The following is a 24,930-nucleotide window of genomic DNA, read 5'->3' as shown; positions in this document are numbered from 1 at the left end:
GGCGGCTCGGCTAGATTACCCCTACAATAACAAGACGAATAGTCCGGGAGGACAGGCGTGCATCAGGGACGTGTCGTTTTCGGCGCGATCGAGGAGGTCGTGTTCGGCCATCCTGCAGCCGGCGCCATCGTCGCGCAGATGGACCGGCTGGGAACGCGCCGCGCGTTCCTGATGGTTTCGGGCACGCTGAACCGGCAGACCGACGAAATTGCAAAGATCAGGCAGGCGCTCGGCGAGCGCTGTGCCGGCCTTTTGAAGCCATGCCGGCGCATACGCCGCGTGAGGCGGTGATCGCGGCGACAAGGGCGGCGCGCGAGGCGAACGCCGACCTCATCGTCACCGTGGGCGGCGGCTCGATCACCGACGGGGCCAAGGCGGTGCAGCTCTGCCTCGCCAACGACATCGATGATATCGAAGGCATCGAGCGCATCCGCGTGCACAAGGGTGTCGCGCCCGAGATGAATGCGCCGACCGTGCGGCAGATCAGCGTGCCGACCACCATCGCCGGCGGCGAGTTCAGCGCGACCGCGGGCGTCACCGAGCGCAGCAGGCATGTGAAGCAGATGCTGCGGCATCCGCTCATCGTGCCGCGCACGACCATCCTCGACCCCGCCATCACCGTGCACACGCCGGAATGGCTGTTCCTGTCCACCGGCATCCGCGCCGTCGATCATTGCGTCGAAGCGATCTGCTCTCGCGAAACGCATCCCTATGCCGACGCGCAATCGGTGAAGGGACTCGCCATGCTCGCCGATGCGCTGCCGCGGGTGAAGGCCAATCCTGCCGATCTCGACGCGCGGATGGACGCGCAGATCGGCACCTGGCTGTCGATGGGCGCGCTCGCAGCCGGCGTGCCGATGGGCGCGAGCCACGGCATCGGTTACGTCCTGGGCGCGGCCTTCGACGTACCGCATGGCTACTCCTCGTGCATCATGCTGCCGGCGGTGATGCGATGGAATGCGCGCGACATTGCCGAGCGGCAGATGATCGTCGCGGCCGCCATGGGCTATCCCGGCCACGACGCCGCCGATGTGCTCGATGCCTTCATCCGCGCGCTCGGCATGCCGCGCAGCCTCGCCGACGTGCGGGTGTCGCCGCAGCATTTCGACGCCATCGCCGAGCAGGCAATGCGTACGAACTGGATTCCGCGCAACCCACGCAGGATCGATGGGCCCGCCGACGTGCGCGAAATCCTGCTTCTTGCCGCCTGATCGAAAGCCGGAGGATCGATGTATACTGGTACGCATGCCCGCCTGCGCCCGCTCCAGCCCGCCTTCATCATGGCGGCGACGGGCGAGACCGTCACCTATCGCGAGCTCGAGGCACGCAGCAATCGGCTGGCGCATCTGTTCCGCAAGCACGGTTTGAGGCGGCTCGATCACTACTCGATCTTCATGGAGAACAATTCGCGTTACCTGGAAGCCTGCAGTGCGGGTGAACGCGCCGGGCTCTACTACACCTGCATCAACTCCTTCCTGACGCCGGGCGAGCTCGCCTATCTTCTCGTCAACAGCCAGTCGAAGATCCTGATCACGTCCATGGCCAAGCTCGACATCGCGCGCGAGGCGATCAAGGCCTGCCCCGACGTCAGGCTCTGCATCGTCGCCGACGGCTCCGGTGAGAGCGAACGTATCGTCGGGCTTGCGGAGGTGACTGCCGAGCTGCCCAGGACGCCGATCGCCGACGAGTGGCTCGGAACCGCCATGCTCTATTCGTCCGGCACGACGGGACGGCCGAAGGGCATTTTGCGGCCCCTGCCGGAAGAGCCGCCGAAGCACAATCTGCCGCTGTTCGATTTTCTGACGAAGCTTTGGCACTACCGGGAAGGCATGGTCTATCTGTCGCCCGCACCGCTCTATCACTCCGCCCCGCAGGCGGCCGTGAACCTCACGATCCGCATGGGCGGCACCGTGATCATCATGGAGAGTTTCGATCCCGAGCGCTACCTCCAGCTCGTCGAGCAATGGGGCATCACCCACACGCAGCTGGTGCCGACGATGTTCTCGCGCATGCTGAAGTTGCCGGAGGAGGTGCGGTGCCGCTACGACCCTTCCTCGCTGGAGATCGCGATCCACGCCGCCGCGCCCTGCCCGGCCCTGGTCAAGGACGAGATGATCAAATGGTGGGGACCGATCATCCACGAATATTACGGCGCGACCGAGGGCCTCGGCTTCACCGCCTGCAACAGCGAGGAATGGCTCAGCCACCGCGGCACGGTCGGCAAGGTGCTGCTCGGCGACCTCCACATCCTGGATGACAACATGCGGGAATGCCCGACCGGCACACCGGGCCAGGTCTGGTTCAAGACGGCAACGCCGTTCGAATATTTCAACGATCCGGAGAAGACCAGGGAGGCGCGCTCGGCCGACGGCAGCATGAGCACTGTCGGCGACGTCGGCTATGTCGACGCCGACCGATTCCTCTACCTGACCGACCGCGCGACCTTCATGATCATCTCCGGCGGGGTGAACATCTATCCGCAGGAATGCGAGAACCTGCTCATCACCCACCCGAAGGTGGCGGATGCCGCCGTGTTCGGCGTGCCCAATGCCGATCTCGGCGAGGAGGTGAAGGCGGTGGTGCAGCCTATGCCTGGCGTGGTGCCGGGGCCGGCCCTCGCCGAAGAGCTGATCGCGTTCTGCGCCAAATCGCTGTCGCGGCAGAAGGTGCCGCGCTCGGTCGATTTCGAAAAGGAATTGCCGCGGCTGCCGACAGGGAAGTTGTACAAGCGGCTGCTGCGGGATCGGTATTGGGGGAACAAGTCGTCCCGGATCGTGTGAGGGTCGTGCTGGATAGCGCGCACAGGCAGGCGCCACAAACTCTGCTGTCGTCCCGGGCAAGCGTAGGCGCAGACCCGGGACCCATATTCCCAGGAAGGCGTTGCGGCCCGAACTGGCAACTCCGGGTCTTCGTCAAACCACGTGCTGTGGTTATGGATCCCGGGTCTGCGCGCGCTTAAGGCGCGCTTGTCCGGGACGACGGTGGAGTTTGTTGCGGCAGTCGAGACCAACACCCGCGGAGGAACCGTTCGCACCTGCACTCTCACACAGTGAGCGGCCTTACATCATCCAAATTGCCAAGAGAATGAACGGCCTTGCGGGTTGCCTCGTTGCACGCGCCTCGCTATCGTCTGACAAACAGGCCGCAAAAGGCCGTTGTCCAGGGAGGATGAGCATGCGGAGCGTGTGGGCGCTCGCCGCAATGGCGGCGCTATCTGTGCTGACGGCCTCAACCTCCACGCTCGCCGGCGAGCCCAAGCAGGGCGGCGTCCTGCGGATGTATCACCGCGACAGTCCCGGCAATGCTTCGATCCACGAAGGTGCGACCTACTCCCTCAACGTTCCCTTCATGCCGGTGTTCAACAACCTCGTCATCTACAGGCAGGACGTGGCTCAGAACAGCATGGACAGCATCGTCCCCGAGCTCGCCGAGAGCTGGGCCTGGGTGAACGACAACAAGACGCTGACTTTCAAGCTGCGCCAAGGCGTGAAATGGCACGACGGCAAGCCGTTCACCTCGGCCGACGTCAAATGCACCTTCGACATGCTGATGGGCAAGGCGCAGCAGAAGTTCCGGCAGAACCCGCGCAAGTCCTGGTACGATCAGGTCGTCGACATCTCGACCAACGGCGACTCCGAGGTCTCCTTCAATCTGAAGCGGCCGCAGCCCTCGCTGGTGGCGCTGCTCGCCTCGGGCTACACGCCGGTCTATCCCTGCCATGTTTCGCCGGCGGAGATGCGCACCCATCCGATCGGCACCGGCCCCTTCAAATTCGTCGAGTTCAAGGCCAATGAGTCCATCAAGCTGACCCGCAATCCCGACTATTGGCGCAAGGGCCGGCCCCATCTCGACGGCATCGAGTTCACCATCATCCCGAATCGCTCGACCGCGATCCTCGCCTTCGTGGCCGGCAAGTTCGACATGGCCTTTCCGACGGAGGTGACGATCCCGCTGGTGAAGGACGTCAAGTCGCAGGCGCCGAACGCGATCTGCGAGATCGCGCCGACCAACGTATCGACCAACATCATCGTCAATTCGTCCTCGCCGCCGTTCGACAATGTCGACATCCGCCGCGCCATGGCGATGGCGCTCGACCGCAAGGCTTTCATCTCGATCATGTTCGAGGGCCAGGGCGACATCGGCGGCACCATGCTGCCGCCCCCGAACGGCCTGTGGGGCATGCCGAAGGAGATGCTGGAGACCATTCCGGGCTATGGTCCCGACGTGAAGGCCAACCGCGAGGAGGCGAAGAAGCTGATGCAGAAGGCCGGCTACGGGCCGGACAAGCATCTCGCCGTGAAGGTCTCCACGCGCAACATCCCGATCTATCGCGATCCCGCGGTGATCCTGATCGACCAGCTCAAGAACATCTACATCGACGGCGAGCTCGACGTCGTCGAGACCGCGAACTGGTTCCCGAAGGTCGCGCGCAAGGACTACATGATCGGGCTCAATCTGACCGGCAACGCGGTGGATGACCCCGACCAGTCGTTCTACGAGAACTATTCCTGCGGCTCGGAGCGCAACTACACCAATTACTGCAACAAGGAGATCGAAAAGCTGTTCGACGTGCAGTCGCAGGAGACAAATGTCGAGAAGCGCAGGAAGCTGGTCTGGGACATCGACAAGAAGTTGCAGGAGGACGTCGCACGGCCCATCATCTTCCACAGCCGCATGGGCAGCTGCTGGCAGCCCTACGTCAAGGGTCTCACCGTCATGACCAACAGCTCCTACAACGGCTATCGCTACGAGGACGTGTGGTTGGACAAGTAGCGCAGGCCGCGCGCGGCTGACGGGTTCGACGGGAGGCGGTGCATGTTTGCCTATCTGGTGCGGCGCCTGTTCCTGATGCTCGTGACCCTGTTCGGGATCTCGATCGTCATCTTCTTCCTGCTGCGGATCGTTCCCGGCAACATCGTCGACATCCTGTTCGCGGCCGCCGGCTATGTCGATCCGGCCGACAAGGCCAATCTGGAGAAGGAGCTCGGCATCGACCGGCCGCTGATCGTGCAGTATTGGCACTGGATCAGCGGATTCCTGCGCGGCGATCTCGGCTTCTCCTACGTCTCGGAGAAGCCGGCGCTGCAGGAGATCCTGCCGCGGATTCCGATCACGGCACGCCTTGCGGGCCTTGCGCTCCTGTTCTCGGCATCGATCGGCATTCCGCTCGGCGTCATCAGCGCGGTGAAGCAGGGAACAAAGCTCGACTATGCGCTCCGCGTCGTCAGCCTCAGCGGATTGTCGCTCCCCTCGTTCTGGCTCGGACTTTTGATCCTCACCGCATCGGTGGCGATGTTCGGCCAGATGCCGATCTTCAATCCGAATCCGCAGACCTGGCTCGAAGCGTTCGCGACCTATGCCGTGCCGGCGGCCGCCGTCGGCTTCCGCAGCGCCGCGCTGACCATGCGCATCACCCGCTCCTCGATGCTGGAGGTGCTGCGGCAGGACTATATCCGCACCGCCCGCGCCAAGGGCGCCTCCGAAGCGGCAGTGAACTATCATCATGCGCTGAAGAACGCGATCTTGCCCGTCATCACCGTGATCGGCATCGAGGCGGCATTCCTGATCGGCGGCCTGATCGTCACCGAGACGGTGTTCAACATTCCCGGCGTCGCGCGCTTCCTGGTCGAGGCGATCCGCTGGCGCGACTATCCGATCGTGCAGAATCTCGTGATGTTAATCGCGGTCGTGGTGGTGTTCGCGAATTTCACCGTCGACATGCTCTACGCGGTATTCGACCCGCGCATCAGATACACGGATTAGCCGCATGATTTACGCTCACACAGCGTGTGCGCTCTCCGTCACCTCTCCCCGCCTGCGGGGAGAGGTCGGATTGCGCAGCAATCCGGGTGAGGGGGACTCTCCGCGAATCCAACTCTCACCTTCCCCGTGGAGAGCCCCCCTCACCCCAGCCCTCTCCCCGCAAGCGGGGAGAGGGGGAAGATAGAGTTCACATGGCTGCGATCGACTTCGACGTTGAACTGAGGCGGGCCGGCGCATATGCGACCGGCGGCTGGCGGCGCGTGCTGTTCATGGCGCAGCGGCATGTGCTGGGGGCGGCCGGCCTCGTCATCATAACGGTGTTCGTGCTGACCGCGATCTTCGCCGACTTCATCGCGCGCTACGATCCGCTGACGGTCGATTCCGCCCGCGCGCTGGCCCGCCCGAGCCTCGCGCACTGGATGGGCACCGATTCCTTCGGCCGCGACGTGTTCAGCCGCATCATCCACGGCGCGCGGATCTCGCTCGCGGTCGGGCTCGGTTCGACCGCGCTCGGCGGCACGATCGGCGTCATCGTCGGCCTCACCTGCGGCTATCTCTCGGGCTGGGTCGATCTCGTCTTCCAGCGCGTCTCCGACGTTCTCCAGGCGCTGCCACTGCTGGTGCTGGCGCTGGTGATGACGGCGGCGCTCGGCCCTTCGTTGCCCAATGTGATCATCGCCATCGCCATCCCCCTGATCCCGACGGTCGCGCGCGTCATCCGCGCCAATACGCTGGCGCTGCGCGAGCAGCCCTTCGTCGAAGCCGCCAAGTCGATCGGCATGAGCGAGATGCGGATCGCGCTGCGCCACGTGCTGCCGAACACGCTGGCGCCGCTGATCGTGCTGGCGACCGCGCAGCTCGGCTCGACCATCCTCACCGAAGCCTCGCTGTCCTTCCTCGGCCTCGGCATTCCCGAGCCTTATCCGTCATGGGGGCGCATGCTGTCGGAATCCGCCGCCGAATATGTCCGCACCGCGCCGTGGCTGGTGATCTTCCCAGGGATAGCGATCAGCCTCGCCGTATTCGGCGCCAACCTGTTCGGCGACGCCCTGCGCGACATCCTGGATCCGAGGCAGCGCGGCTGATGGCGGACAAATCCGATCTCGTGCTCGACGTGAAGAACCTGAAGACGGTGTTCTTCACCAATTCCGGTCTCTTCAAGGCCGTCGACGACCTCTCGTTCAATGTCAGACGCGGCGAGACGCTGGCGATCGTCGGCGAATCCGGCTGCGGCAAGAGCGTCACCGCGCTGTCCTTGATGCGGCTCGTGCCTGATCCGCCAGGTCGCATCGTCGGTGGTTCCGTCACGCTCGAAGGTACCGAGCTGCTGGCGCTGGATGAGGCAGAGATGCGCGCGATCCGCGGTAATCGCATCTCCATGATCTTCCAGGAGCCGATGACATCGCTCAATCCGGTGATGCGAATCGGCGACCAGATCGTCGAGGCGGTGCGGTTGCACCAGAGCATCACGGCGAAAGAGGCGCAGAATATCGCGATCGAGATGCTGCGCCTGGTGCGCATTCCCGAGCCGGCACGACGCGCGCGAGAATATCCGCACCAGCTGTCCGGCGGCATGCGCCAGCGCGCGATGATCGCGATGGCGCTGGCCTGCCGGCCGGCGCTGCTGATCGCGGACGAGCCGACCACCGCGCTCGACGTCACCATCCAGGCGCAGATTCTGGCGCTGATCCTCGACCTTCAGAAGGAGCTCGGCACCGGCCTCGTGCTGATCACGCACGATCTCGGCGTCGTCGCGCAGACGGCGCAGCGCGTGATCGTGATGTATGCGGGGCGAAAGGTCGAGGAGGCCAGCGTCGAGGCGCTGTTTGCCTCGCCAATGCATCCCTATACGCGCGGGTTGATGGCCTCGATCCCGGCCGTCCCGGCATCCGGTGTCCCGGCGCAGGCGCGGCTGAACGAGATCCCCGGCACGGTGCCCTCGTTGGTTGGGCTGCCGAAGGGCTGCGCCTTCGCGCCGCGCTGCAAGCTCGCCATCAAGCGCTGCGAGGCCGAGTATCCGCCGCTGGCGGACTGGGGCGGCGGCCATCTCGCTGCCTGCTGGCGCGCGGAAGACGTCGCGGAGGTGGCATGACCGAAGCGCTGCTCGAAGTCACCGACCTCAAGAAGCACTACCCGGTGCGCGCCGGCGTGTTGCGCCGGCAGGTCGGCACCGTGCATGCGGTCGACGGCGTCTCGTTCGCGCTCGGGACCGGCGAGACGCTCGGCCTCGTCGGCGAATCCGGCTGCGGCAAGTCCACGGTGGCGCGGAGCGTGCTGCGGCTGGTCGAGCCGACCTCGGGACAAATTCGTCTCGACGGCGAGGACATCACCCATCTGTCGAAGACGGCACTGCGCCCGCACCGGCGCTCGATGCAGATCGTGTTCCAGGACCCGTTCGCCTCACTCAATCCGCGCATGACGGCGGGCGACATCGTCGGCGAACCCATCGCCGTGCATGGCCTTGCAAGCGGCAAGGCACTGCAGGCGCGCGTCGCACAGCTGTTCGAGCAGGTGGGCCTGCGGCCCGACCAGATGCGCAACTTCCCGCATCAGTTCTCCGGCGGCCAGCGCCAGCGCATCTGCATTGCGCGGGCCCTGGCGCTGGGGCCGCGCCTGATCGTCTGCGACGAGCCGGTCTCCGCGCTCGACGTCTCGATCCAGGCGCAGGTGATCAACCTCCTGATCGACCTGCAGCGCCAGCACGGCTTCTCCTACCTCTTCATCGCCCACGACCTCGCCGTGGTCGCCCATATCAGCCACCGCGTCGCGGTGATGTATCTCGGCCGCATCGTCGAGATCGCCGACAAGGACGAGCTGTTTCGCAACCCGCGCCATCCCTACACCCAGGCCCTGCTCGCCTCGGTGCCGATCGCCAATCCGCTGGCGAAGAAGCTCGCGCCGCTGGTCGACGGCGACGTGCCGAGCCCGGTCAATCCGCCGTCGGGCTGCGCATTTCACACCCGCTGCCGGTTTGCGATGGAGCGGTGCAAGACCGAGCGGCCGACGCTGCTGGATGCCGGTGACGGGCACCAGGTGGCGTGCTTGCTGAACGAGGGGACGGGGCGGGGCCGCTAGGGCGCGTACTCATAAAAGCAGTGTCAGCTCCTGAAGGAAGAGCGGAAGTCTTCTGCTCGGCAGAGCGTTATTGCTTTTGACCCATTGCGGGCATTGCAGCCTGCGAACAAGGCCCCGCTTCGCCGAACATCAAACCAAGGGTCCCGCTTGCAGTCGATGGAATAGGCGGACATGAAAGTTTGCTAGGGCAGCCTCTCGTCTTATGCATACGTTAGGCTGATGTAGCGATCCATTACTCGTTAACAGCGAATCACCTAGAGATTGTGCAAGCCACTCGTGGAGTTGCAATGGCACATTCTGACCGTCAAATCGTCCAGAAGAAATCCGAGGTGCTCGATAAAGATCATCCTCCAGCGATGCGCCTTGAGGAACTTCGTGCCGAAGCGATCGAACATTTGCGTGGTGGTCAAGTACTGAAGGCTCAATCTCGCGTCAAAGAAGCGTTCAAGCTGGATGCGGAGAGCGCTGAAAACCTGCACCTCATGGCCGTTGTAGACGCCGCCGCCGGCCGCGCAGACAGAGCGGTAGATTGGGCCTCCCGTGCGATCCGGAAAGCCCCCCAGCCGGCCTACTTGGCCACGCTGGGCAATGCGCTTGCGAGTGCTGGCCGTCTGGACGAGGCTTTGAGAGTCTTTGACAAGGCTATTCAGCTCAAGCCGAGCGATGCCGAGCTTTGGCGGCAGATGGGAGACGCGCTGATCCAGGCGCGAAGAAACAGCGAAGCTCTCCTCTGCTTTCGTCGCGCGTTCGAACTTGATTCGGGGCATGCTGATGCTGCGTATAAGGCAGGTCATCTTCTGCATGGAGCGGGTCAACTTGCGGAAGCACTCGTATATTTGAATCATAGCGTCAATTTGCGGTCTGATAATTCGCAGGCTCTACACACGCGTGCACTCACCTTAAACGGCCTCGGAAGGATCGAAGAGGCGACGGCAGATTGCAGGCGCGCAGTCCAACTGGATCCCAAGAACGCTGATACGCTGGGCAACCTTGGTGCTCTGCTGCGAGCGCAGGGCCATTTGGAAGAGGCTTTGTCTTTCTTCGACCGGTCCTTGAAGATCAAGCCCAATGCAGGAAAGACCATTGTCGGCCGGGCAAGCGTACTTGCCGAGTTGGGGCGAGTCGATGAAGCAATGTCTGCTTACAAGCGATCGGCAGCCATTCTCTCCGAGCATTCGAGGTCCGTCTGGAATCTTGCTTTGCTTCAGATGCTCACTGGCGATTTTAAACGTGGCCTGAAAGGGATGCAGGCGCGTTGGGACGTTCCGGGCTTGCCGAACGGGTATCCGCCGCTTCCTGGACCTAAATGGCTTGGTGACGGAGACATTGCGGGGAAGACGTTACTGGTCTGCGCCGATGAGGGTCTTGGGGATGCCATTCAGCTCGTTCGCTACATTCCGCTGCTTGCTGGCCGTGGTGCGCGCGTCGTTCTAATAGTGCAGGACGCATTGTGGCCGCTACTCTCAAAAATGGAGGGCGCCTCGGAATGCTTGCCGGGGTCATCGGGGGCTCGCTTGCCCCCTTTCGATCTTCATTGCCCTCTCAGCAACCTGCCGCTCATCTTTGAAACCAGACTGGAGTCCGTTCCGGCGGCCGTGTCCTATTTGCCGCCGCCCTCTCGAGAGCGTGTTCAAGCTTGGGAGAGTCGGCTTGGCCCGCGTGCTCGATCACGCGTGGGGCTTGTCTGGTCAGGTAATCCCGAACATTTGAACGACCACAACCGATCCATTCCATTTCGTATGCTGACGGGCCTTTTGGATGACAAGGTGAGTTTTGTCAGTCTTCAGAAAGACGTCAGGCCGAACGACCGAGCTGAACTGCTGGCTCGAACCGATATCTTCGATCCCGCCCAGCATCTTACTGATTTTGCCGAGACGGCAGCTCTGATTTCTTGCCTTGATCTTGTCATCACTGTTGATACGAGCGTTGCTCATCTTTCGGCCGCCCTTGGGAAACCGACCTGGATTTTGCTACCTTTTATGCCGGACTACCGCTGGCTCCTCTACCGCGAAGACAACCCCTGGTATCCGACCGTTCGCCTCTTCAGGCAAAACGAGGGTCGGGAGTACGGCAGCGTGATCGACCGTGTGCGTCGAGACTTGCAAAATTTTGATCGGCAAAGAACTTGATCGGGCACAACAGAGAGCCAGCGCCGGTTTCTGAACCGTTGTGGACCTCATTAAGTGGGGCCGCTGAGAACGCTTGTGACCCCTAAGCGGACAGTTGGGATTACGCCTGCTACGCTCGATTTTGCTCAAAGGTTGTTTCGATGAAAATCGCGCGCACTCAGCTCGTTAGCAAGCGTGTTTCGCGAATGATATTGATCGCCGTCAAGATGAGTTTTCATGGTCTTGAGCCACGGCAGCTTCACTTCAATACCCGTAGTCAATGGGACCTCCGTCACCTCGATGACTGCGTCGCGAAGCGCAATCCTAGAGCCGAATGTTGCGGCTAGATTTCCGGGTTCAATTTGTTCAACCGACTTCGGGTCATCAAGATCACGAAATTTGACCAACATCGGAATTTCGTCGACCTCCAACACTCGACGCGGATGATGCTCTCTCAATAGCCGCATTTGCGGTAGGGGATCGGTCTCAATCTTGAGCAAGTCGGCAAAGGCATGAAACAGCATCCATGCAGGACCACCCAAATCTCCGTATCCAGCTTTCGGCCCATGCAGAAGCGCAAAAAGCACACCGTGCGGGCCGAGATCAACCACAATAGCTTCGCCGCTAACTTCGTTGCCGAAGCCTCCCATCGAGCCGAAGAGGCCTCTCGTGTCGGACTGCTTGACTTGAATGACGCCAGAACCACTGACGAGCTTTCCATCAACTTCTACGTTGATTGTTAAGCGGTATCTGATGGTCTCGCTCAGGGAGCCGCAACCTGTTAGGAGGCTCCCCAAAATCAAGAGCGCGGTCAGCCACCTCACGCGCCGTAGAGCCATCGTCTCCCGACCACTAATGGACATATCAAAGCCGTTGAAGCCTTCCGACACACCAACAGCTATTGGCTGTGCATGGAAAGCGTCTAAGGTTCGGTAAATTGTGTTGATCGACAGAAGGGATCGATAGCTGGACAGCTCCGCTTCTGGCCCTTCAGCGGCATTGGAAGATTGCTGCTTCCCCGCCGGTGTTGGGGCTTAAGCGACATCAGGCGCGGCCAGCCGGTTAATGCGTACTCGATCCCAGCGCCCGGATCACCGGCCAGGCTGCGAGCGCAGCAGCGAGATGCTTGAGCGTGTGGCCCGAGACGATGTGCCCGGTCGCTTCGAAAATGAGCGCGTCGCCGAGTTCGAGAAGCTTGGCCAGCACATAAAACAGGATCACGCCACCCAGCGGCACGCCAAGCGCGCCGGAGCGGGGCCGCGTCAACGCGAGGCCCACGGCCAGCGCCATGCCGCCGAACTGCACCACCACCCAAGGCGTGAGATTCTCGCGTGCCACCCAGGCAGCGAGCAGGCCTGCGACCATCGCCAGCACCAGCACCGCTTCGCCGGCGCGCGTGCTGATGCGCTCGCTGGCCGCGATGCCCAGAAAGCCTGCGAATGCCACCGCCATGCCGAGACGATCGGCGACGAGCCGTTGCGGCGCGTCGGGGTCGAGATGATAGAAGCCCGAGCCCAGGCAAGTGAGGATCAGTCCGACGAAGAACCAGCTCGCACCGACCGGCGCATCATGGCGGGCGCGCAGCCGCTCCGAGCCCCATACGCCCATGGCGAGGAAAGCGAGATTGCTCAGTACATCGCCGGCGTTGGGCACGCCGAGCCAGGTGCGGCCGTCGATATAATGCGGGATGTGCCAGGCCGAGGCAGGCAGCACTGGCGCCAAAAGCGCGGTCAGCGTCAGGCCGATGAGCGCGCCGCCCAGGTATTTTTCGCGGGCATCCAGCCGGCCGAACGCGAAACGGCGCACTGCTGCAGGCAGCCTGGCAGGGGTCGCTCGAACGGGATTGTTGACGTGCAGCATGCGCAACCTCCAATATTGAACTTCGTTCAATATTGGTAGCGCATGATTGAACAATGTTCAATACAATCGCCAGGAAGTTTTTGTGAACCCATAACTACTGGAAATATCTTGGATTTCGTTCGAGGCGGGTCCGCGTTTTGCTTCGCGCCTCGCAAATGACGGCGGAGCGACTACCCCGCCCCGACCTCCGCCAAGATCCGTCCCGTCGTGACCTGATCGCCTTCGGCGACGTCGATCGCGCCGACCACGCCGTCGATGCCGGCCTTGTGGACGTGCTCCATCTTCATCGCCTCCAAGGTCAGCACCGGCTGGCCGGCGGTGACGCGGTCGCCCGGCTTGACGAGGACGGCGATGACGCGGCCGTTCATGGCGGCGCGAACCTTGCCGTCGCCACCAAGCGTCGCAGCAGCTTTCGGCGCGGCCAGCGTGAGATCAATCACGGCGAGCGGGATGCCGCGATGCTGAAGGTGGAGCCGATCGCCATCGCGCAGGAATTTTGCGCTGTCCATCACGCCGTCATGGCGAAAGCGGATCACATCGGCATCGAGCTGCTCGATCTCGAACCTGTCCCGGCGATCGCCCGTCACCACGGTGTAGCCGCCGTCGCGCTCACGCGTGATGTCGAGTTCATAGGCATTGCCCGCAATCTCGATCTTCGCGGGCAGCGGGAACGTCGAGGACAAGCTCCGGCCACTCTGCCAGGCAGGCGCACGCGGATTGGTGGCGTAAAGCAGCAGGCCCGCGAGCGCCGCGCGGAATGCTTCGCCCGGGCGCGGCGCCAACAACTCGTCGCGATGAGCGCCGATGAACGCCGTGGTCGCCTCGCCCCTGGCGAAACCGGGATGGCGCAGGCACGACATCAGGACCGCCTGGTTGGTCGTGACGCCAAACGCGGTGAGCTGCTCGAGGCCGACGATCAGCCTGCCCCTCGCCTCCTCGCGCGTGGCGCCGTGGCTGATCACCTTGGCGATCATGGAATCGTAGAACGGCGGGATTTCGGAGCCCGACTGCAGCGCGTGCTCGACGCGGATGCCGTCGGGCACCTGCCAGCGTGCCATGCGGCCGGATTGCGGCATGAAATCCTGCGCGGCATCCTCCGAGCAAAGCCGCACCTCGATGGCATGGCCTTCGAAGCAGATGTCCTGCTGCCTCACCGGCAACGGCTCGCCGCGCGCGACGCGCAGCTGCAACTCGACGAGATCGAGCCCGGTGACCGCCTCGGTCACGGGATGCTCGACCTGGAGACGCGTGTTCATCTCCATGAAGTAGAACCCGCCACGTTCGTCGAGCAGGAACTCCAGCGTCCCCGCCCCTTCGTAGCGTAGCGCCTTTACCGCGGCGACGGCGACCTCTCCCATCCTCGCGCGCAACTCGGGCGTGACCGCGGGTGACGGCGCCTCCTCGATCAGCTTCTGGTGCCGCCGCTGCACCGAGCAGTCGCGCTCGCCGAGATGGATGGCGTTGCCATGGCTGTCGCCGAACACCTGGATCTCGATGTGGCGCGGGTTCTGGATGGCGCGTTCGAGGATGACGGTGGGATCGCCGAACGCGGCTTTCGCCTCGGAACGTGCACTGCGCAGCGCATCAGGAAACGAGGCCGCGTCGGAGACCAGCCGCATGCCCCGGCCGCCGCCTCCCGCGACCGCCTTGATCATCACGGGAAAGCCGATCTTCCTGGCTTCGGCGAGCATGACCTCGTCGCCCTGGTCAGCACCTTGGTAGCCGGGCACGCAGGGCACGCCGGCCTTCTTCATGATCTCCTTGGCGCCGGCCTTGTTGCCCATCGCCTCGATCGCCTGTGGCGACGGACCGATGAAGACGAGACCGGCCTCCTTGCAGGCGCGGGCGAACTCCTCGTTCTCGGCGAGAAAGCCGTAGCCGGGATGGACGGCATCCGCGCCGCTCGCCTTTGCGGCTCCGATGATCGCGGGAATGCTGAGATAGGATTGCGCCGGAAGCGCTTCGCCGATGCGCACGGCCTGATCGGCGTGCTTCACGTGGAGCGCATCGCGATCGGCATCCGAATAGACCGCGACGACACTCAAGCCCAAGCGCCGCGCGCTCCGCATCACGCGCAATGCGATTTCGCCGCGATTGGCGATCAGGACCTTTAAGAACGGCCGGTGCTGCACTGATCCGTTCCTCATGGCCGGGCCACCGAAAACTGCATGCGCTGGGGTGAGCGCGCATCGCCCTCGCGGCAGACCGCGAGCACCTCCGACAGCACGGCGCGGGTGTCGCGCGGATCGATCACGCCGTCGTCGAGCACGCGTGCACTGGTGGAGAACACATCCATCTGGCCGTCGAACACAGCGACGATCTGCGCCTTCATGGCGTCCAGCTTGTCCTTCTCGATCGGCTTGCCGCGGCGTACTGCAGCGGCTTCAGTCACGATCGCCATGGTCTCGGCCGCCTGCTCGCCGCCCATCACGGCGGTCTTGGCATTCGGCCAGGAGAAGCAGAAGCGCGGATGGAAGCCGCGCCCGCACATGCCGTAATTGCCGGCCCCGAACGAAGCGCCGCAATAGACGGTGATCTGCGGCACCGTCGCCGAGGTGACCGCCTGGATCATCTTGGAGCCGTGCTTGATCATGCCGGCTTCTTCATAGGCCTTGCCGACCATATAGCCGGTGGTGTTGTTCAGGTAGAGCAGCGGCGTCCGGGTCTGGCAGCAGGCCTGGATGAAATGCGTCGCCTTGTTGGCGCCGGCGGGATCGAGCGGGCCATTGTTGGTGATGATGCCGATGGCCTGCCCTTCGATCCGGGCGTGGCCGCAGACCGTGGCAGGCCCATAATTCGGCGCCATCTCGGTGAAATCGGAATCGTCGATGATGCGGGCAATCACCTGCTTCATGTCCACGGGGCGCTTGTGATCCATCGGCATGATGCCGAGCAGCTCGTCCTGGTCGTAGCGCGGCGGCTTGAATTCCGGCGTCGCCCCGTCCGGCCGCTCCCATTGCAGCGCCGCCATGATCTCGCGCGCGATGCGCAGGGCATCGCGGTCGTCCTCGGCGAGATAGTCGCCGAGACCGGAAACCTGTGTGTGCATCTCGGCGCCGCCGAGCTCTTCCTCGGTCGCAACCTCGCCGGTCGCGGCCTTCAACAACGGCGGCCCCGCAAGGAAAGCACGGGTGCGGCCACGGACCATGACGATGTAGTCGGAGAGACCGGTCTGGTAGGCGCCGCCGGCCGTGGACGAGCCGTGCGTGACGGTGACGACCGGAAGGCCGGCGGCCGAGAGCCGCGCGAGGTTGCGAAAGATGTTGCCGCCGCGGACAAAATCCTCGACGCGGTAGCGCAGCAAATTTGCGCCGGCGCTTTCGACCAGCTGCACGTAAGGCAGCTTGTTCTCCAGCGCGAGCTCCTGCACCCGCAGGGTCTTGTCGAGGCCATAAGGCTGCAGCGCACCGGCATCGATGCCGGAATCGCTGGCGCTGACCATGCAGCGGATGCCCGAGACGAAGCCGATGCCGGCGATGACGCCGCCGCCGGGTACGCTCTTGTTCGGATCGGGCACGTCGAACATGTAGCCCGCGAGCGTCGACAGCTCGACGAAGGGCGCACCGGGATCGAGCACCAGGGCAACGCGTTCGCGCGGCAGCAATTGTCCGCGCTTGTGGAAGCGATCCTTGGCCGCGGCCGACGCCGCCCGTGTGCGCTCTTCCAGCGCGCGCATGCGGTCGATCAGCGCGAGCATGCCGTCACGGTTGGCGTGGTAGGCGGCGCTGCCGGGGGAAACGGTATTTTCGATAGTAGACATTGGTGCTCCTGCCCGTCATTCCGGGGCGCGCGGAGCGCGAGCCCGGAATCCATACGCCCGATCGTGGTTATGGATTCCGGGCCTGGCCCTTCGGGCCATCCCGGAATGACAGGATGTGGCTAGCGATTCGTCCCAAAGATCTTCCGCGCCTCGGCCGGGCTCGCGATCTCGCGGCCGGCACGCCGTGCACAGGCGGCGACCGCTTCGATCAGCTGGCCGTTCGAGGTCACCTTCGTGCCGTTGGCGAGATAGAAGGTGTCCTCGAGACCAGTGCGCAAGTGGCCGCCGAGCTCGGCGCAGCGCTGGTGCAGCGGCCAGATCTCCTCGCGGCCGATCGCGGTGACCTGCCAGTTCGCCTCGGGGCGCTTCAGCTTGATCAGGATCGGCAGCAGCTCGGGATCAGCAGGCATGCCGGAGGCGACACCCATCACGAAATTATACTCGAGCGGGCCGTTGTACATGCCGACCTGGCGATACATGCCGACGCAGCGGACGATGCCGACATCGAAGCATTCGAACTCGGGGATGGTGCCGACCGCGTTCATGACGTCGAGATAGTCCTTCACCTTCTCGACCGCATTGTCGAACATCATCGGCGGCCAGGCCCAGGTGTTGTCGGCCTTCACCTTCAGGTAGTTCAGCGAGCCGGCATTGCACGCGGCGATCTCCGGCCTGGTCTCGCGGATGCAATCGAGCGCGCCGCTGTAGTTCGGGCCGGAGACCCCCGAAGTGTGGTTGATGATCACGCCAGGGCATGCCTCGCGGATCGCCTGCTGGATCTCCTTGCTGACGGCGACCTCCCAGGACGGCAGATGCCCCTTGTTCGGCGCCTGCTGGCGCAGATGGATGTGCATGATGGACGCGCCAGCGTCGAACGCAGCCTTGGCCTCGCGCGCCATCTGCTCAGGCGTCACGGGCACGTTGTGCTGCTTGGGATCGGTGAGCACGCCGTTCAGCGCACAGGTGATGACGGCCTTGTCGGTCATGCCAGGATATCTCGCACGTTGAGAATTCAACGCTTGCGATCATGTGACGCGCGACATGCGGCTTCTTGCGCGGAGAAGCTGGAAAAGCGAGCGCTTATTGGGTGAGTTAGCCGATGGCGTAACCCACCCCACGAAGCTACGAAGCCTCCGCGAGCCGCACCGTCTCGGTGCTGCGATAGATCGCGAGGTCCCGCGAGCCGACGAAGATCGCACGCGGTTTCAATCCGTAGAAGCGGCGGATCGAGTGACTGAAATGCGTCGAGTCGGGATACCCGATGTCCTGCGCGAGATGAGCGAGGTTGAGGTCCTGGTTGGCGAAGTGCAGCAGATGCCGCGCGCGCTTCCAGGCGCGGAAGGAGCGGAAGGAGATGCCGGTCTCCTCCTTGAACAAATGCAGGAAGCGTGATGCCGAGAGGCCCGCTTCCGCCGCACACGTATCCGCCGTCACCGGCTCGCCGGAGAAACGCCCGATGCGGGCGACCGCGCGCATCACGCGCGGGTCGAGCACGCGGCGGGGCAGCGCCTCGCCAAAGCACATCTCGTCGAACTCGGCGGTGGTGATGTCGCCATAGCGGCGCTGGCGCAGCAGCCCGTAGGCGGCGAGGATCTTGCGGGCATAGGCGGCCTTGTCCGGACCGCGCAGCCGCTCGGCCAAAGCCTCGATCACGCCATCCGGGACGCTTTCCGGCTCCAGCGTCACGCTGATCACGGTGCGATAGTCGCTGGCGATGGTGTGCCGCTGGTTCGGCAGGGTCACGACCAATTCGTCCGAGGTATGGACGTCGTCGATCGTCAGATGCAGGCTGCCCTTCACCGCGACATAGACATGGCAGCTACCGGGGGTGCGCTTGCGGGGCCGGCCGAGCAGGCCGGCATAGAATACCCGCTCAGGCGTGATCAGCATCAGATGGTCGGATTCGCGACCTTTATCTTCCATTGGGGTCCTCCTCGCGCGGCTCTCTGGCCGCTGCGGATGGAGGTCACCTTAGCGGAAATTTGGGCGCTGTCACGATAGGATAGCGCTGTCATGAAACATGCATCGTCGTTCCGGGGCGGTCCGCAGGACCGAGCCCGGAACCTCGAGATTCCGGGCTCGATGCTGCGCATCGCCCCGGAATGACAGCCTCCCTTACGCCCTCACCCTCGCTGCCACATTCTGCTCGGCGCCAGCCTTCTGTTCCGCAGCAACTGCGCGCTTGAAACCGTCGCGCTGCTGCAGGCGAGCCCAATAGGTTGCGACATTTGGCCCAAAATCCTTGGCGAGGCCGATGTTGCTCGCCAGGCGAAGCGCGTAGCCGATGACGATGTCAGCGGCGGTGAAGCGGCCGGCGCACAATGTTTCGGCATTCGCCGTGGCTGCCTCGACGGCGCGCAGTCTCCCCAGGAACCATTTTGCGTAGTCGGTGGCGACTTGCGGGTTCCGGCGCTCCTCCGGCTCGAGCTGGGTGTATCGGAGCACCAACGTCTGCGGGAAGGTTAACGTGGCGTCGCTGAAATACATCCAGTTCAGGAAGGCGCCATAGGCGGGATCCTCCGGTCCGACCATCAACGGCGTCGGTCCGTATTTGATGCCGAGATAGTGGCAGATGCCGGAGGATTCGGTCATCTTCGTTTCGCCGTCGACCATGAAGGGAATCGTGCCCAGCGGATTGAGCGCAAGATACTCCTTGGCGAAGACGCGCGGCGGGAACGGCAGCATCTTCAGCTCATAGGCCAGCCCCATCTCCTCCAGCATCCAGAGCGGGCGAAACGAGCGCGCGGCGTCGCAGTGATAGAGCGTGATCATCAAGCACTCCCTTTGCTGCCGGGCAGCGTACCCATCATCTTGCACAGCACCATCAGCATGACCTCGTCGGCACCGCCGCCGATCGAGGTCAGGCGGCTGTCCCGATAGGCGCGGCTGACCGGCGTCTCGTTGGTAAAGCCCATTCCGCCCCAATATTGCAAGCAGGCGTCGGTGAGCTCGCGGCCGAGCCGGCCGGCCTTCAGCTTGGCCATGGTCGCAAGCCGCGTCACGTCTTCGCCAGCGACCAGCTGCTCGGCGGCGCGATATATCAGCGCGCGCAGCAGCTCGACCTCGGTCTGCATCTCCGCGAGCTTGAAGTGCACGACCTGGTTGTCGAGGATGCTCTGGCCGAAGGCTTTGCGGTTGCGGGTGTACGCGATGGTCTCATTGATGATGTATTCGTGCGACTTCAGGCAGGCCGCCGCGCCCCACAGCCGCTCCTCCTGGAACTGGATCATCTGGTAGGTGAAGCCCTTGCCCTCCTCGCCAATCCGGTTGCGCTTGGGCACGCGGACATTGTCGAAGAAGATCTGCGCCGTGTCGGAGGAGCGCATGCCCATCTTGTCGAGTTTTCGCGCGACAGTGACACCCTTGGCCTTCATGGGCACGCAGATCAGCGACTTGTTGCGGTGAACGGGACCATCGCCGGTGTTGGCGAGCAGGCAGATCCAGTCGGCCTGGGTGCCGTTGGTGATCCACATCTTGCCGCCGTTGATGACGTAATCGTCGCCGTCGGATCGCGCCTGGGTCTTGATCGAGGCGACGTCTGAGCCTGCGCCCGGCTCGGAGACTCCGATGCAGGCGACGTAGTCGCCCGAGATCGAGGGCGCCAGGAATTCGCGTCTCACCTCATCCGAGCCGAACCGCGCCAGCGCGGGCGTCGCCATGTCGGTCTGCACCCCGATTGCCATCGGCACTCCGCCGCAGGTGATGGCCCCGAGCTCCTCGGCCATCATCAGAGCGTAGGAATAATCGAGACCCGAGCCGCCGAATTCGGTAGGCTTGTTCAGGCCGAGGAAGCCGAGGCTGCCCATCTTCTTGAACAGCTCGTGCGCCGGGAAGATGTCAGCCTTCTCCCACTCATCGACATGGGGATTAATCTCGCCCGCGATGAATTTTTGCAGCGAGCGGCGGATATCGTCGTGGTCGGCGGTGAATAGCATTTTGTCCTCTCGTCATTCCGGGGCATCGCGAAGCGATGAGCCCGGAATCCATTTCTCCAAGGTGTCTGCGGCCCGATGGATTCTCAGGTGCGCAACTGCGCACCATAGCTCGCTCCGCTACGCTTCGCGCCCCGGAATGACAGCCGTGGTCACAACCCCATCTGCCTGGACGCCAGATCCTTCATGATCTCCTCGGTGCCGCCGCCGATGGCGTTGACCTTGACCTCGCGGTAGATGCGCTCGGCCTTGATGCCGCGCATGAAGCCGGCGCCGCCGAAGATCTGCACGGCTTCCGAGGCGCAGAAGGCCATGGTCTGCGTCGCCTGGTTCTTCATCATGCAGATTTCCGCGACCGGGCTCTCGCCCTGCTCGAGCCGCCAGGCCAGCATCTCCAGCATCGCCTGGGATGCTGCGACCTTCTGCGCCATGTCGACGATCTTGTGCCTGATGACCTGGTGCTGGGCAAGCGGCTTGCCGAAGGTCCTGCGCTCCCTGGCGTAGGCGACCGCCTCGTCGAGACAGACCCGGGCGAAGGCAGTGCAGCTTGCCGCCATGCCCATGCGCTCACTGTTGAAGTTCTGCATGATGATCTTGAACCCCTGGCCCTCCGCGCCGATCAGGTTTTCTGCCGGCACGCGGCATTCGTCGAAATGCAGCGTCGCGGTGTCCGACGCCCACCAGCCCATCTTCTTCAGCTTCGTCCGCGACAAGCCGGGCGTGTTGCCTTCGATCAGAAGCAGGCTGACGCCGCCGGCGCCCTCGCCACCGGTGCGCACTGCAACAGTCAGATAGTCCGCACGCATGCCCGAGGTGATGAAGGTCTTCTCGCCGCTCACGACGTAGTGATCGCCGTCGCGCCGGGCCCGGGTGCTGAGATTCGCGACATCGGAGCCGCCGCCAGGCTCCGTGATCGCGAGCGCGGAGATCTTCTCGCCCGAGAGCACTTGCGGCAGCACGCGGGCCTTCACCTCGGGCCGAGCCGCGCGCGCGATCGGCGGCGAGCCGATGGTGTGGCTCATCAGGCTGGCACTGACACCGCCGGCGCCGGCCCGCGCCAGCTCCTGGCTGGCAACGATCTTCATGAACTGGTCGGCGGAGATCCCGCCATAGTCCTCGGGGAAACCGAGCCCCAGGAGGCCGATCTCGGCCGCCTTGCGATAGAGCACGCGCGGGAATTCACCGGCTTCGTCCCACTCGTGGGCGAACGGGGTGATCTCCTTCTCGACGAAACGGCGCATGACGTCGCGGAAGGCGTCGTGCTCGGCGGTATAGAACGGGCTCTTCATTGGTCTCGCCCTGCTGGCGGATTGGCTCGTCCACCATGGCTGGAACATTTGCCATTCACTTGCGCGGAGTGGCTGGCCATGGAAGCCGCTCCACCGCAGCCTATGACCTAGCAACTCCACGCAAGACGATTTTCGTCCCGCACAGGCTAACTCTGGCTCAAAAAACGTTGCTGCACAGACTCCGGCTAGCGCCACGCCGGGCATGGTGCACGGGCAGCAAGAGGGAGGGCGGCATCGACCGCCGAGGGAGGAATTCTTGGCCGTTCGCTACTACGACTGGATTGCCCATCATGGCCGCCGCACGCCGAACAAGGTTGCGGTGATCGACCTCGCAAGCGAGCGCCGCTTCAGCTACTCGCAGCTCGACGCCCGCGTCTCGCGCCTCGCCTCCTTCCTGCGTCAGTCCCTGAACGTTTCCCGCGGCGACCGCGTCGCCGTGCTGGCGCTGAACACGACTGATACGCTGGAGGTGCAGTTCGCCTGCGGCCGGCTGGGTGCCATCTTCGTTCCGCTGAACACGCGCCTCACCGTTCCCGAGCTCCAGTTCATCACTGCCGATTGTGCGCCTAAGGTGATGATCCACGATGCCGACCTCGCCGAGACGGCGCTCGCCGTCGCAAAGCTCTGCAACGTTGCGACCAGCCTGCTGCTCGGCCCCGGCGGCACCTATGAAGCCGGTATCGCCGCCGCGAAGCCGCTCGACCGCGCCGAAGAAGTCACGCTCGATGACGTCTCCACCGTCATGTACACCTCGGGCACGACGGGTCATCCGAAGGGCGCGACCATCACGCATGGCATGACCTTCTGGAACTGCGTCAATCTCGGCGGCCCCGCCTGCATCGGGCCGGCCTCGGTGCTGCTCACCGTGCTGCCGCTGTTCCACACCGGCGGTCTCAATTGCTACACCAATCCTGTGCTGCACGCCGGCGGCACCGTGATGATCATGCGCGCCTTCGATCCCGGCACGGCGCTCGGCCTGATCAACGATCCCGCGCAGGGCATCAACGTGTTCTTCGGCGTGCCGGCGATCTACCAGTTCATGGCGCAGCACCCGGCCTTCGCGGCGACCGATCTCAGCCGGCTGATCGTCGGCGGTGTCGGCGGCGCTCCGATGCCGGTGCCGCTGCTGAAAGTGTGGGAGGCGCGCGGTGTCGCGCTACAGCAGGGCTACGGCATGACCGAGACTTCGCCGGCCGTACTGGTGCTCGATCGCGAGGATGCCGCGCGCAAGGCCGGCTCCGCCGGCAAGCCGGTGCTGCACACCGAAGTGCGCATCGTGCGTCCCGACGGCAGCGACGCCGATGTCGGCGAACTCGGCGAGCTCTGGGTCAAGGGCCCCAACATCACGCCCGGCTACTGGAACAGGCCGGAAGCGAACAAGACGTCCTTCACCGACGGTTGGCTGCACACCGGCGATGCGACCCGCGTCGACGAGGAAGGTTTCTACTACATCGTCGATCGCTGGAAGGACATGTACATTTCCGGCGGCGAGAACGTCTACCCGGCCGAGGTCGAGAACGTCCTGCACCAGCTCACGGCGATCGCGGAGGCTGCGGTGATCGGCATTCCTGATGCTCAATGGGGCGAGGTGGGTCTTGCCATCGTCGCGGTCAAGCCGGGACAAAAGCTGACGGAGCCCGAGGTCTTCGCGCATTGCGCGGCCAATCTGGCGCGTTTCAAATGCCCGCGTCAGATCCGCTTCGTCGAGGCGCTGCCGCGCAACGCCACCGGCAAGATCCACAAGCCAACCTTGCGCAAGGAGTTCTCGGTCGCTTCCGAAATCGACAAGAAGGTCGCCAATGCCTGACCAAAGCGCCCCTCGCGGGCGCTTTTCCTTTTTGAAAGTGCCTGCCCTACCAACAAGAAACTCCAGGGAATTTCCATGAAGAACAAAAAAATCACGTTACTCGCCGCAGCAGCGGCCCTGACCTTGCTTTCAGTTCAAGGCGCTTTCGCACAAAAGAAATACGACACCGGCGCCAGCGACACCGAGATCAAGATCGGCAATGTCGAGGCCTATTCGGGTCCCGCTTCCGCCTACGGCATCATCGGCAAGACCGAGGAAGCCTATTTCAAGATGATCAACGACCAGGGCGGCATCAACGGCCGGAAGATCAACTGGATCTCCTATGATGACGGCTATTCGCCGCCCAAGACCGTGGAGCAGGTCCGCAAGCTGATCGAGAGCGACGAGGTGTTCCTCGTCTTCAACGCGCTGGGCACGCCGACCCAGACCGCCGTGCAGAAGTATCACAACGCCAAGAAGGTCCCGCAGCTCTTCCTCGCAACTGGCGCCAGCAAATGGAACGACCCCAAGGGCTTTCCCTGGACCATGGGCTTCCAGCCGAGCTACCGGGTCGAGGCGCGGATCTTCGCCAAGTACATTTTGCAGGCGAAGCCCGACGCGAAGGTCGCGATCTTCTATGCCAATGACGATTTCGGCAAGGACTACGTCGCCGGCATCAAGGAGATCTTCGGCGACAAAGCCTCCTCGCTGATCGTGGCGGAAGAGAGCTACGAGACCACCGAGCCTTCGATCGATTCCCACATCGTCAAGCTGAAGGGCACCGGCGCCAACGTCTTCGTCAACATCTCGACGCCGAAATTCGCGGCGCAGGCGATCAAGAAGATCGCGGAGCTCGAATGGAGGCCGATGCACGTGATGACCGACGTGTCGATCTCGATCGGCGCGGTGATGAAGCCGGCCGGGCTCGATGCGTCGGAAGGCGTGCTGTCGGCGAGCTATCTGAAGGACGCATCGGACCCGCAATGGAAGGACGACGAAGGCATGAAGAAGTTTCTCGCCTTCATCGACAAATACATGCCGGGCGCCAACGTCTCCGACACCAACATCGTCTACGGCTATGCCGCGGCGCAGACCCTGGTTCAGACCTTGAAGCAGTGTGGCGACAACCTGACGCGCGAGAACGTGATGAAGCAGGCTGCAAGCCTGAAGGATTTTTCCCCCGACACGCTGATCCCCGGCATCAAGATCAACACCGGCGCCAACGACTTCGCGCCGATCGAGCAGCTCAAGATGATCCGCTTCAAGGCCGGTCAGTGGGAGCTGTTCGGCGACATCATCAGCGCCGAGACCGGAGGCTAGCTCGCATCAGCTGAAACATGCCCCCAACCCCGATAGC

18 protein-coding genes and 1 pseudogene are annotated in these 24,930 nt (G+C 63.6%); 10 read left to right on the top strand and 9 right to left on the bottom strand.

Going from position 1 to position 24,930, the window contains the following annotated elements; all coding sequences use genetic code 11:
- Window positions 1-57 precede the first annotated feature (57 nt).
- The 8 genes and pseudogenes from EDE08_RS36320 (at window position 58) to EDE08_RS36285 (ending at window position 10,967) form a co-directional block, all read left to right on the top strand.
- Window positions 58-1,211 (top strand): annotated as a pseudogene (locus EDE08_RS36320) (iron-containing alcohol dehydrogenase).
- A gap of 18 nt (window positions 1,212-1,229) precedes the next feature.
- Complete coding sequence (locus tag EDE08_RS36315; RefSeq protein WP_131874417.1) at window positions 1,230-2,780, top strand: AMP-binding protein; 1,551 nt, start codon at window positions 1,230-1,232, stop codon at window positions 2,778-2,780.
- A 394-nt stretch (window positions 2,781-3,174) separates the two neighbouring features.
- Complete coding sequence (locus EDE08_RS36310; RefSeq protein WP_131874418.1) at window positions 3,175-4,773, top strand: ABC transporter substrate-binding protein; 1,599 nt, start codon at window positions 3,175-3,177, stop codon at window positions 4,771-4,773.
- Window positions 4,774-4,815: 42 nt separating this feature from the next.
- Complete coding sequence (locus EDE08_RS36305) at window positions 4,816-5,763, top strand: ABC transporter permease (RefSeq protein ID WP_131874419.1); 948 nt, start codon at window positions 4,816-4,818, stop codon at window positions 5,761-5,763.
- Between the two features lie 191 nt (window positions 5,764-5,954).
- Window positions 5,955-6,848: an ABC transporter permease gene (locus EDE08_RS36300; protein WP_035673039.1), complete on the top strand. Its 894-nt coding sequence runs from the start codon at window positions 5,955-5,957 to the stop codon at window positions 6,846-6,848.
- Window positions 6,848-7,855, top strand: coding sequence for an ABC transporter ATP-binding protein (locus EDE08_RS36295; protein ID WP_131874421.1), 1,008 nt, complete (start codon window positions 6,848-6,850; stop codon window positions 7,853-7,855). The genes EDE08_RS36300 and EDE08_RS36295 overlap by 1 nt, the downstream gene beginning before the upstream one ends.
- Window positions 7,852-8,838, top strand: coding sequence for an ABC transporter ATP-binding protein (locus EDE08_RS36290; RefSeq protein WP_131874422.1), 987 nt, complete (start codon window positions 7,852-7,854; stop codon window positions 8,836-8,838). Before EDE08_RS36295 ends, EDE08_RS36290 begins: the two co-directional genes overlap by 4 nt.
- A gap of 287 nt (window positions 8,839-9,125) precedes the next feature.
- Window positions 9,126-10,967, top strand: a complete 1,842-nt coding sequence (locus EDE08_RS36285; protein WP_245524991.1) for a tetratricopeptide repeat-containing glycosyltransferase family protein — start codon at window positions 9,126-9,128, stop codon at window positions 10,965-10,967.
- Window positions 10,968-11,092: 125 nt separating this feature from the next.
- Here the strand turns inward: EDE08_RS36285 and EDE08_RS36280 are convergent, their stop codons facing one another.
- From EDE08_RS36280 to EDE08_RS36235, 9 genes are all read right to left on the bottom strand, one after another.
- A complete protein-coding gene (locus tag EDE08_RS36280) occupies window positions 11,093-11,836 on the bottom strand; it encodes a hypothetical protein (protein ID WP_132042692.1) in 744 nt (247 codons plus the stop codon).
- Window positions 11,837-12,008: 172 nt separating this feature from the next.
- On the bottom strand, window positions 12,009-12,806 hold the full coding sequence (locus EDE08_RS36275) for a hypothetical protein (protein WP_131874424.1): 798 nt from the start codon (window positions 12,804-12,806) through the stop codon (window positions 12,009-12,011).
- Between the two features lie 170 nt (window positions 12,807-12,976).
- Window positions 12,977-14,953 (bottom strand): acetyl/propionyl/methylcrotonyl-CoA carboxylase subunit alpha, encoded by a 1,977-nt coding sequence (locus EDE08_RS36270; RefSeq protein ID WP_131874425.1) that lies wholly within the window; start codon window positions 14,951-14,953, stop codon window positions 12,977-12,979.
- Entirely contained in the window at window positions 14,950-16,566 is a 1,617-nt protein-coding gene (locus EDE08_RS36265) for an acyl-CoA carboxylase subunit beta (RefSeq protein ID WP_131874426.1), read from the bottom strand. Before EDE08_RS36265 ends, EDE08_RS36270 begins: the two co-directional genes overlap by 4 nt.
- 119 nt (window positions 16,567-16,685) lie before the next feature.
- Entirely contained in the window at window positions 16,686-17,552 is an 867-nt protein-coding gene (locus EDE08_RS36260) for a beta-keto acid cleavage family enzyme (protein WP_131874427.1), read from the bottom strand.
- A gap of 136 nt (window positions 17,553-17,688) precedes the next feature.
- Window positions 17,689-18,489, bottom strand: coding sequence for an AraC family transcriptional regulator (locus EDE08_RS36255; RefSeq protein WP_131874428.1), 801 nt, complete (start codon window positions 18,487-18,489; stop codon window positions 17,689-17,691).
- Window positions 18,490-18,681: 192 nt separating this feature from the next.
- On the bottom strand, window positions 18,682-19,338 hold the full coding sequence (locus tag EDE08_RS36245) for a glutathione S-transferase family protein (protein ID WP_131874430.1): 657 nt from the start codon (window positions 19,336-19,338) through the stop codon (window positions 18,682-18,684).
- A complete protein-coding gene (locus tag EDE08_RS36240) occupies window positions 19,338-20,501 on the bottom strand; it encodes an acyl-CoA dehydrogenase family protein (RefSeq protein WP_131874431.1) in 1,164 nt (387 codons plus the stop codon). Before EDE08_RS36240 ends, EDE08_RS36245 begins: the two co-directional genes overlap by 1 nt.
- Before the next feature lie 149 nt (window positions 20,502-20,650).
- On the bottom strand, window positions 20,651-21,787 hold the full coding sequence (locus tag EDE08_RS36235; protein ID WP_165936385.1) for an acyl-CoA dehydrogenase family protein: 1,137 nt from the start codon (window positions 21,785-21,787) through the stop codon (window positions 20,651-20,653).
- A 256-nt stretch (window positions 21,788-22,043) separates the two neighbouring features.
- On the opposite strand from EDE08_RS36235, the gene EDE08_RS36230 reads away from it, so the two are divergent.
- Window positions 22,044-23,594, top strand: coding sequence for an acyl-CoA synthetase (locus tag EDE08_RS36230; protein WP_165936384.1), 1,551 nt, complete (start codon window positions 22,044-22,046; stop codon window positions 23,592-23,594).
- Window positions 23,595-23,669: 75 nt separating this feature from the next.
- A complete protein-coding gene (locus EDE08_RS36225; protein WP_131874434.1) occupies window positions 23,670-24,893 on the top strand; it encodes an ABC transporter substrate-binding protein in 1,224 nt (407 codons plus the stop codon).
- The last annotated feature ends 37 nt before the right edge of the window (window positions 24,894-24,930 follow it).

It is taken from the genome of Bradyrhizobium sp. R2.2-H, from assembly GCF_004346455.1.
Lineage (GTDB): Bacteria > Pseudomonadota > Alphaproteobacteria > Rhizobiales > Xanthobacteraceae > Bradyrhizobium > Bradyrhizobium diversitatis.
The sequence above is the reverse complement of the archived record's forward strand: the minus strand, read 5'-3'. Positions and strand labels throughout refer to the sequence as shown.

Coding starts and splice junctions, on each gene's coding strand:
- EDE08_RS36305 (WP_131874419.1), top strand. CDS start 4,816: ATGTTTGCCTATCTGGTGCGGCGCCTGTTCCTGATGCTCGTGACCCTG.
- EDE08_RS36315 (WP_131874417.1), top strand. CDS start 1,230: ATGTATACTGGTACGCATGCCCGCCTGCGCCCGCTCCAGCCCGCCTTC.
- EDE08_RS36225 (WP_131874434.1), top strand. CDS start 23,670: ATGAAGAACAAAAAAATCACGTTACTCGCCGCAGCAGCGGCCCTGACC.
- EDE08_RS36265 (WP_131874426.1), bottom strand. CDS start 16,566: ATGTCTACTATCGAAAATACCGTTTCCCCCGGCAGCGCCGCCTACCAC.
- EDE08_RS36245 (WP_131874430.1), bottom strand. CDS start 19,338: ATGATCACGCTCTATCACTGCGACGCCGCGCGCTCGTTTCGCCCGCTC.
- EDE08_RS36310 (WP_131874418.1), top strand. CDS start 3,175: ATGCGGAGCGTGTGGGCGCTCGCCGCAATGGCGGCGCTATCTGTGCTG.
- EDE08_RS36290 (WP_131874422.1), top strand. CDS start 7,852: ATGACCGAAGCGCTGCTCGAAGTCACCGACCTCAAGAAGCACTACCCG.
- EDE08_RS36285 (WP_245524991.1), top strand. CDS start 9,126: ATGGCACATTCTGACCGTCAAATCGTCCAGAAGAAATCCGAGGTGCTC.
- EDE08_RS36300 (WP_035673039.1), top strand. CDS start 5,955: ATGGCTGCGATCGACTTCGACGTTGAACTGAGGCGGGCCGGCGCATAT.
- EDE08_RS36255 (WP_131874428.1), bottom strand. CDS start 18,489: ATGGAAGATAAAGGTCGCGAATCCGACCATCTGATGCTGATCACGCCT.
- EDE08_RS36240 (WP_131874431.1), bottom strand. CDS start 20,501: ATGCTATTCACCGCCGACCACGACGATATCCGCCGCTCGCTGCAAAAA.
- EDE08_RS36295 (WP_131874421.1), top strand. CDS start 6,848: ATGGCGGACAAATCCGATCTCGTGCTCGACGTGAAGAACCTGAAGACG.
- EDE08_RS36270 (WP_131874425.1), bottom strand. CDS start 14,953: ATGAGGAACGGATCAGTGCAGCACCGGCCGTTCTTAAAGGTCCTGATC.
- EDE08_RS36275 (WP_131874424.1), bottom strand. CDS start 12,806: ATGCTGCACGTCAACAATCCCGTTCGAGCGACCCCTGCCAGGCTGCCT.
- EDE08_RS36260 (WP_131874427.1), bottom strand. CDS start 17,552: ATGACCGACAAGGCCGTCATCACCTGTGCGCTGAACGGCGTGCTCACC.
- EDE08_RS36235 (WP_165936385.1), bottom strand. CDS start 21,787: ATGAAGAGCCCGTTCTATACCGCCGAGCACGACGCCTTCCGCGACGTC.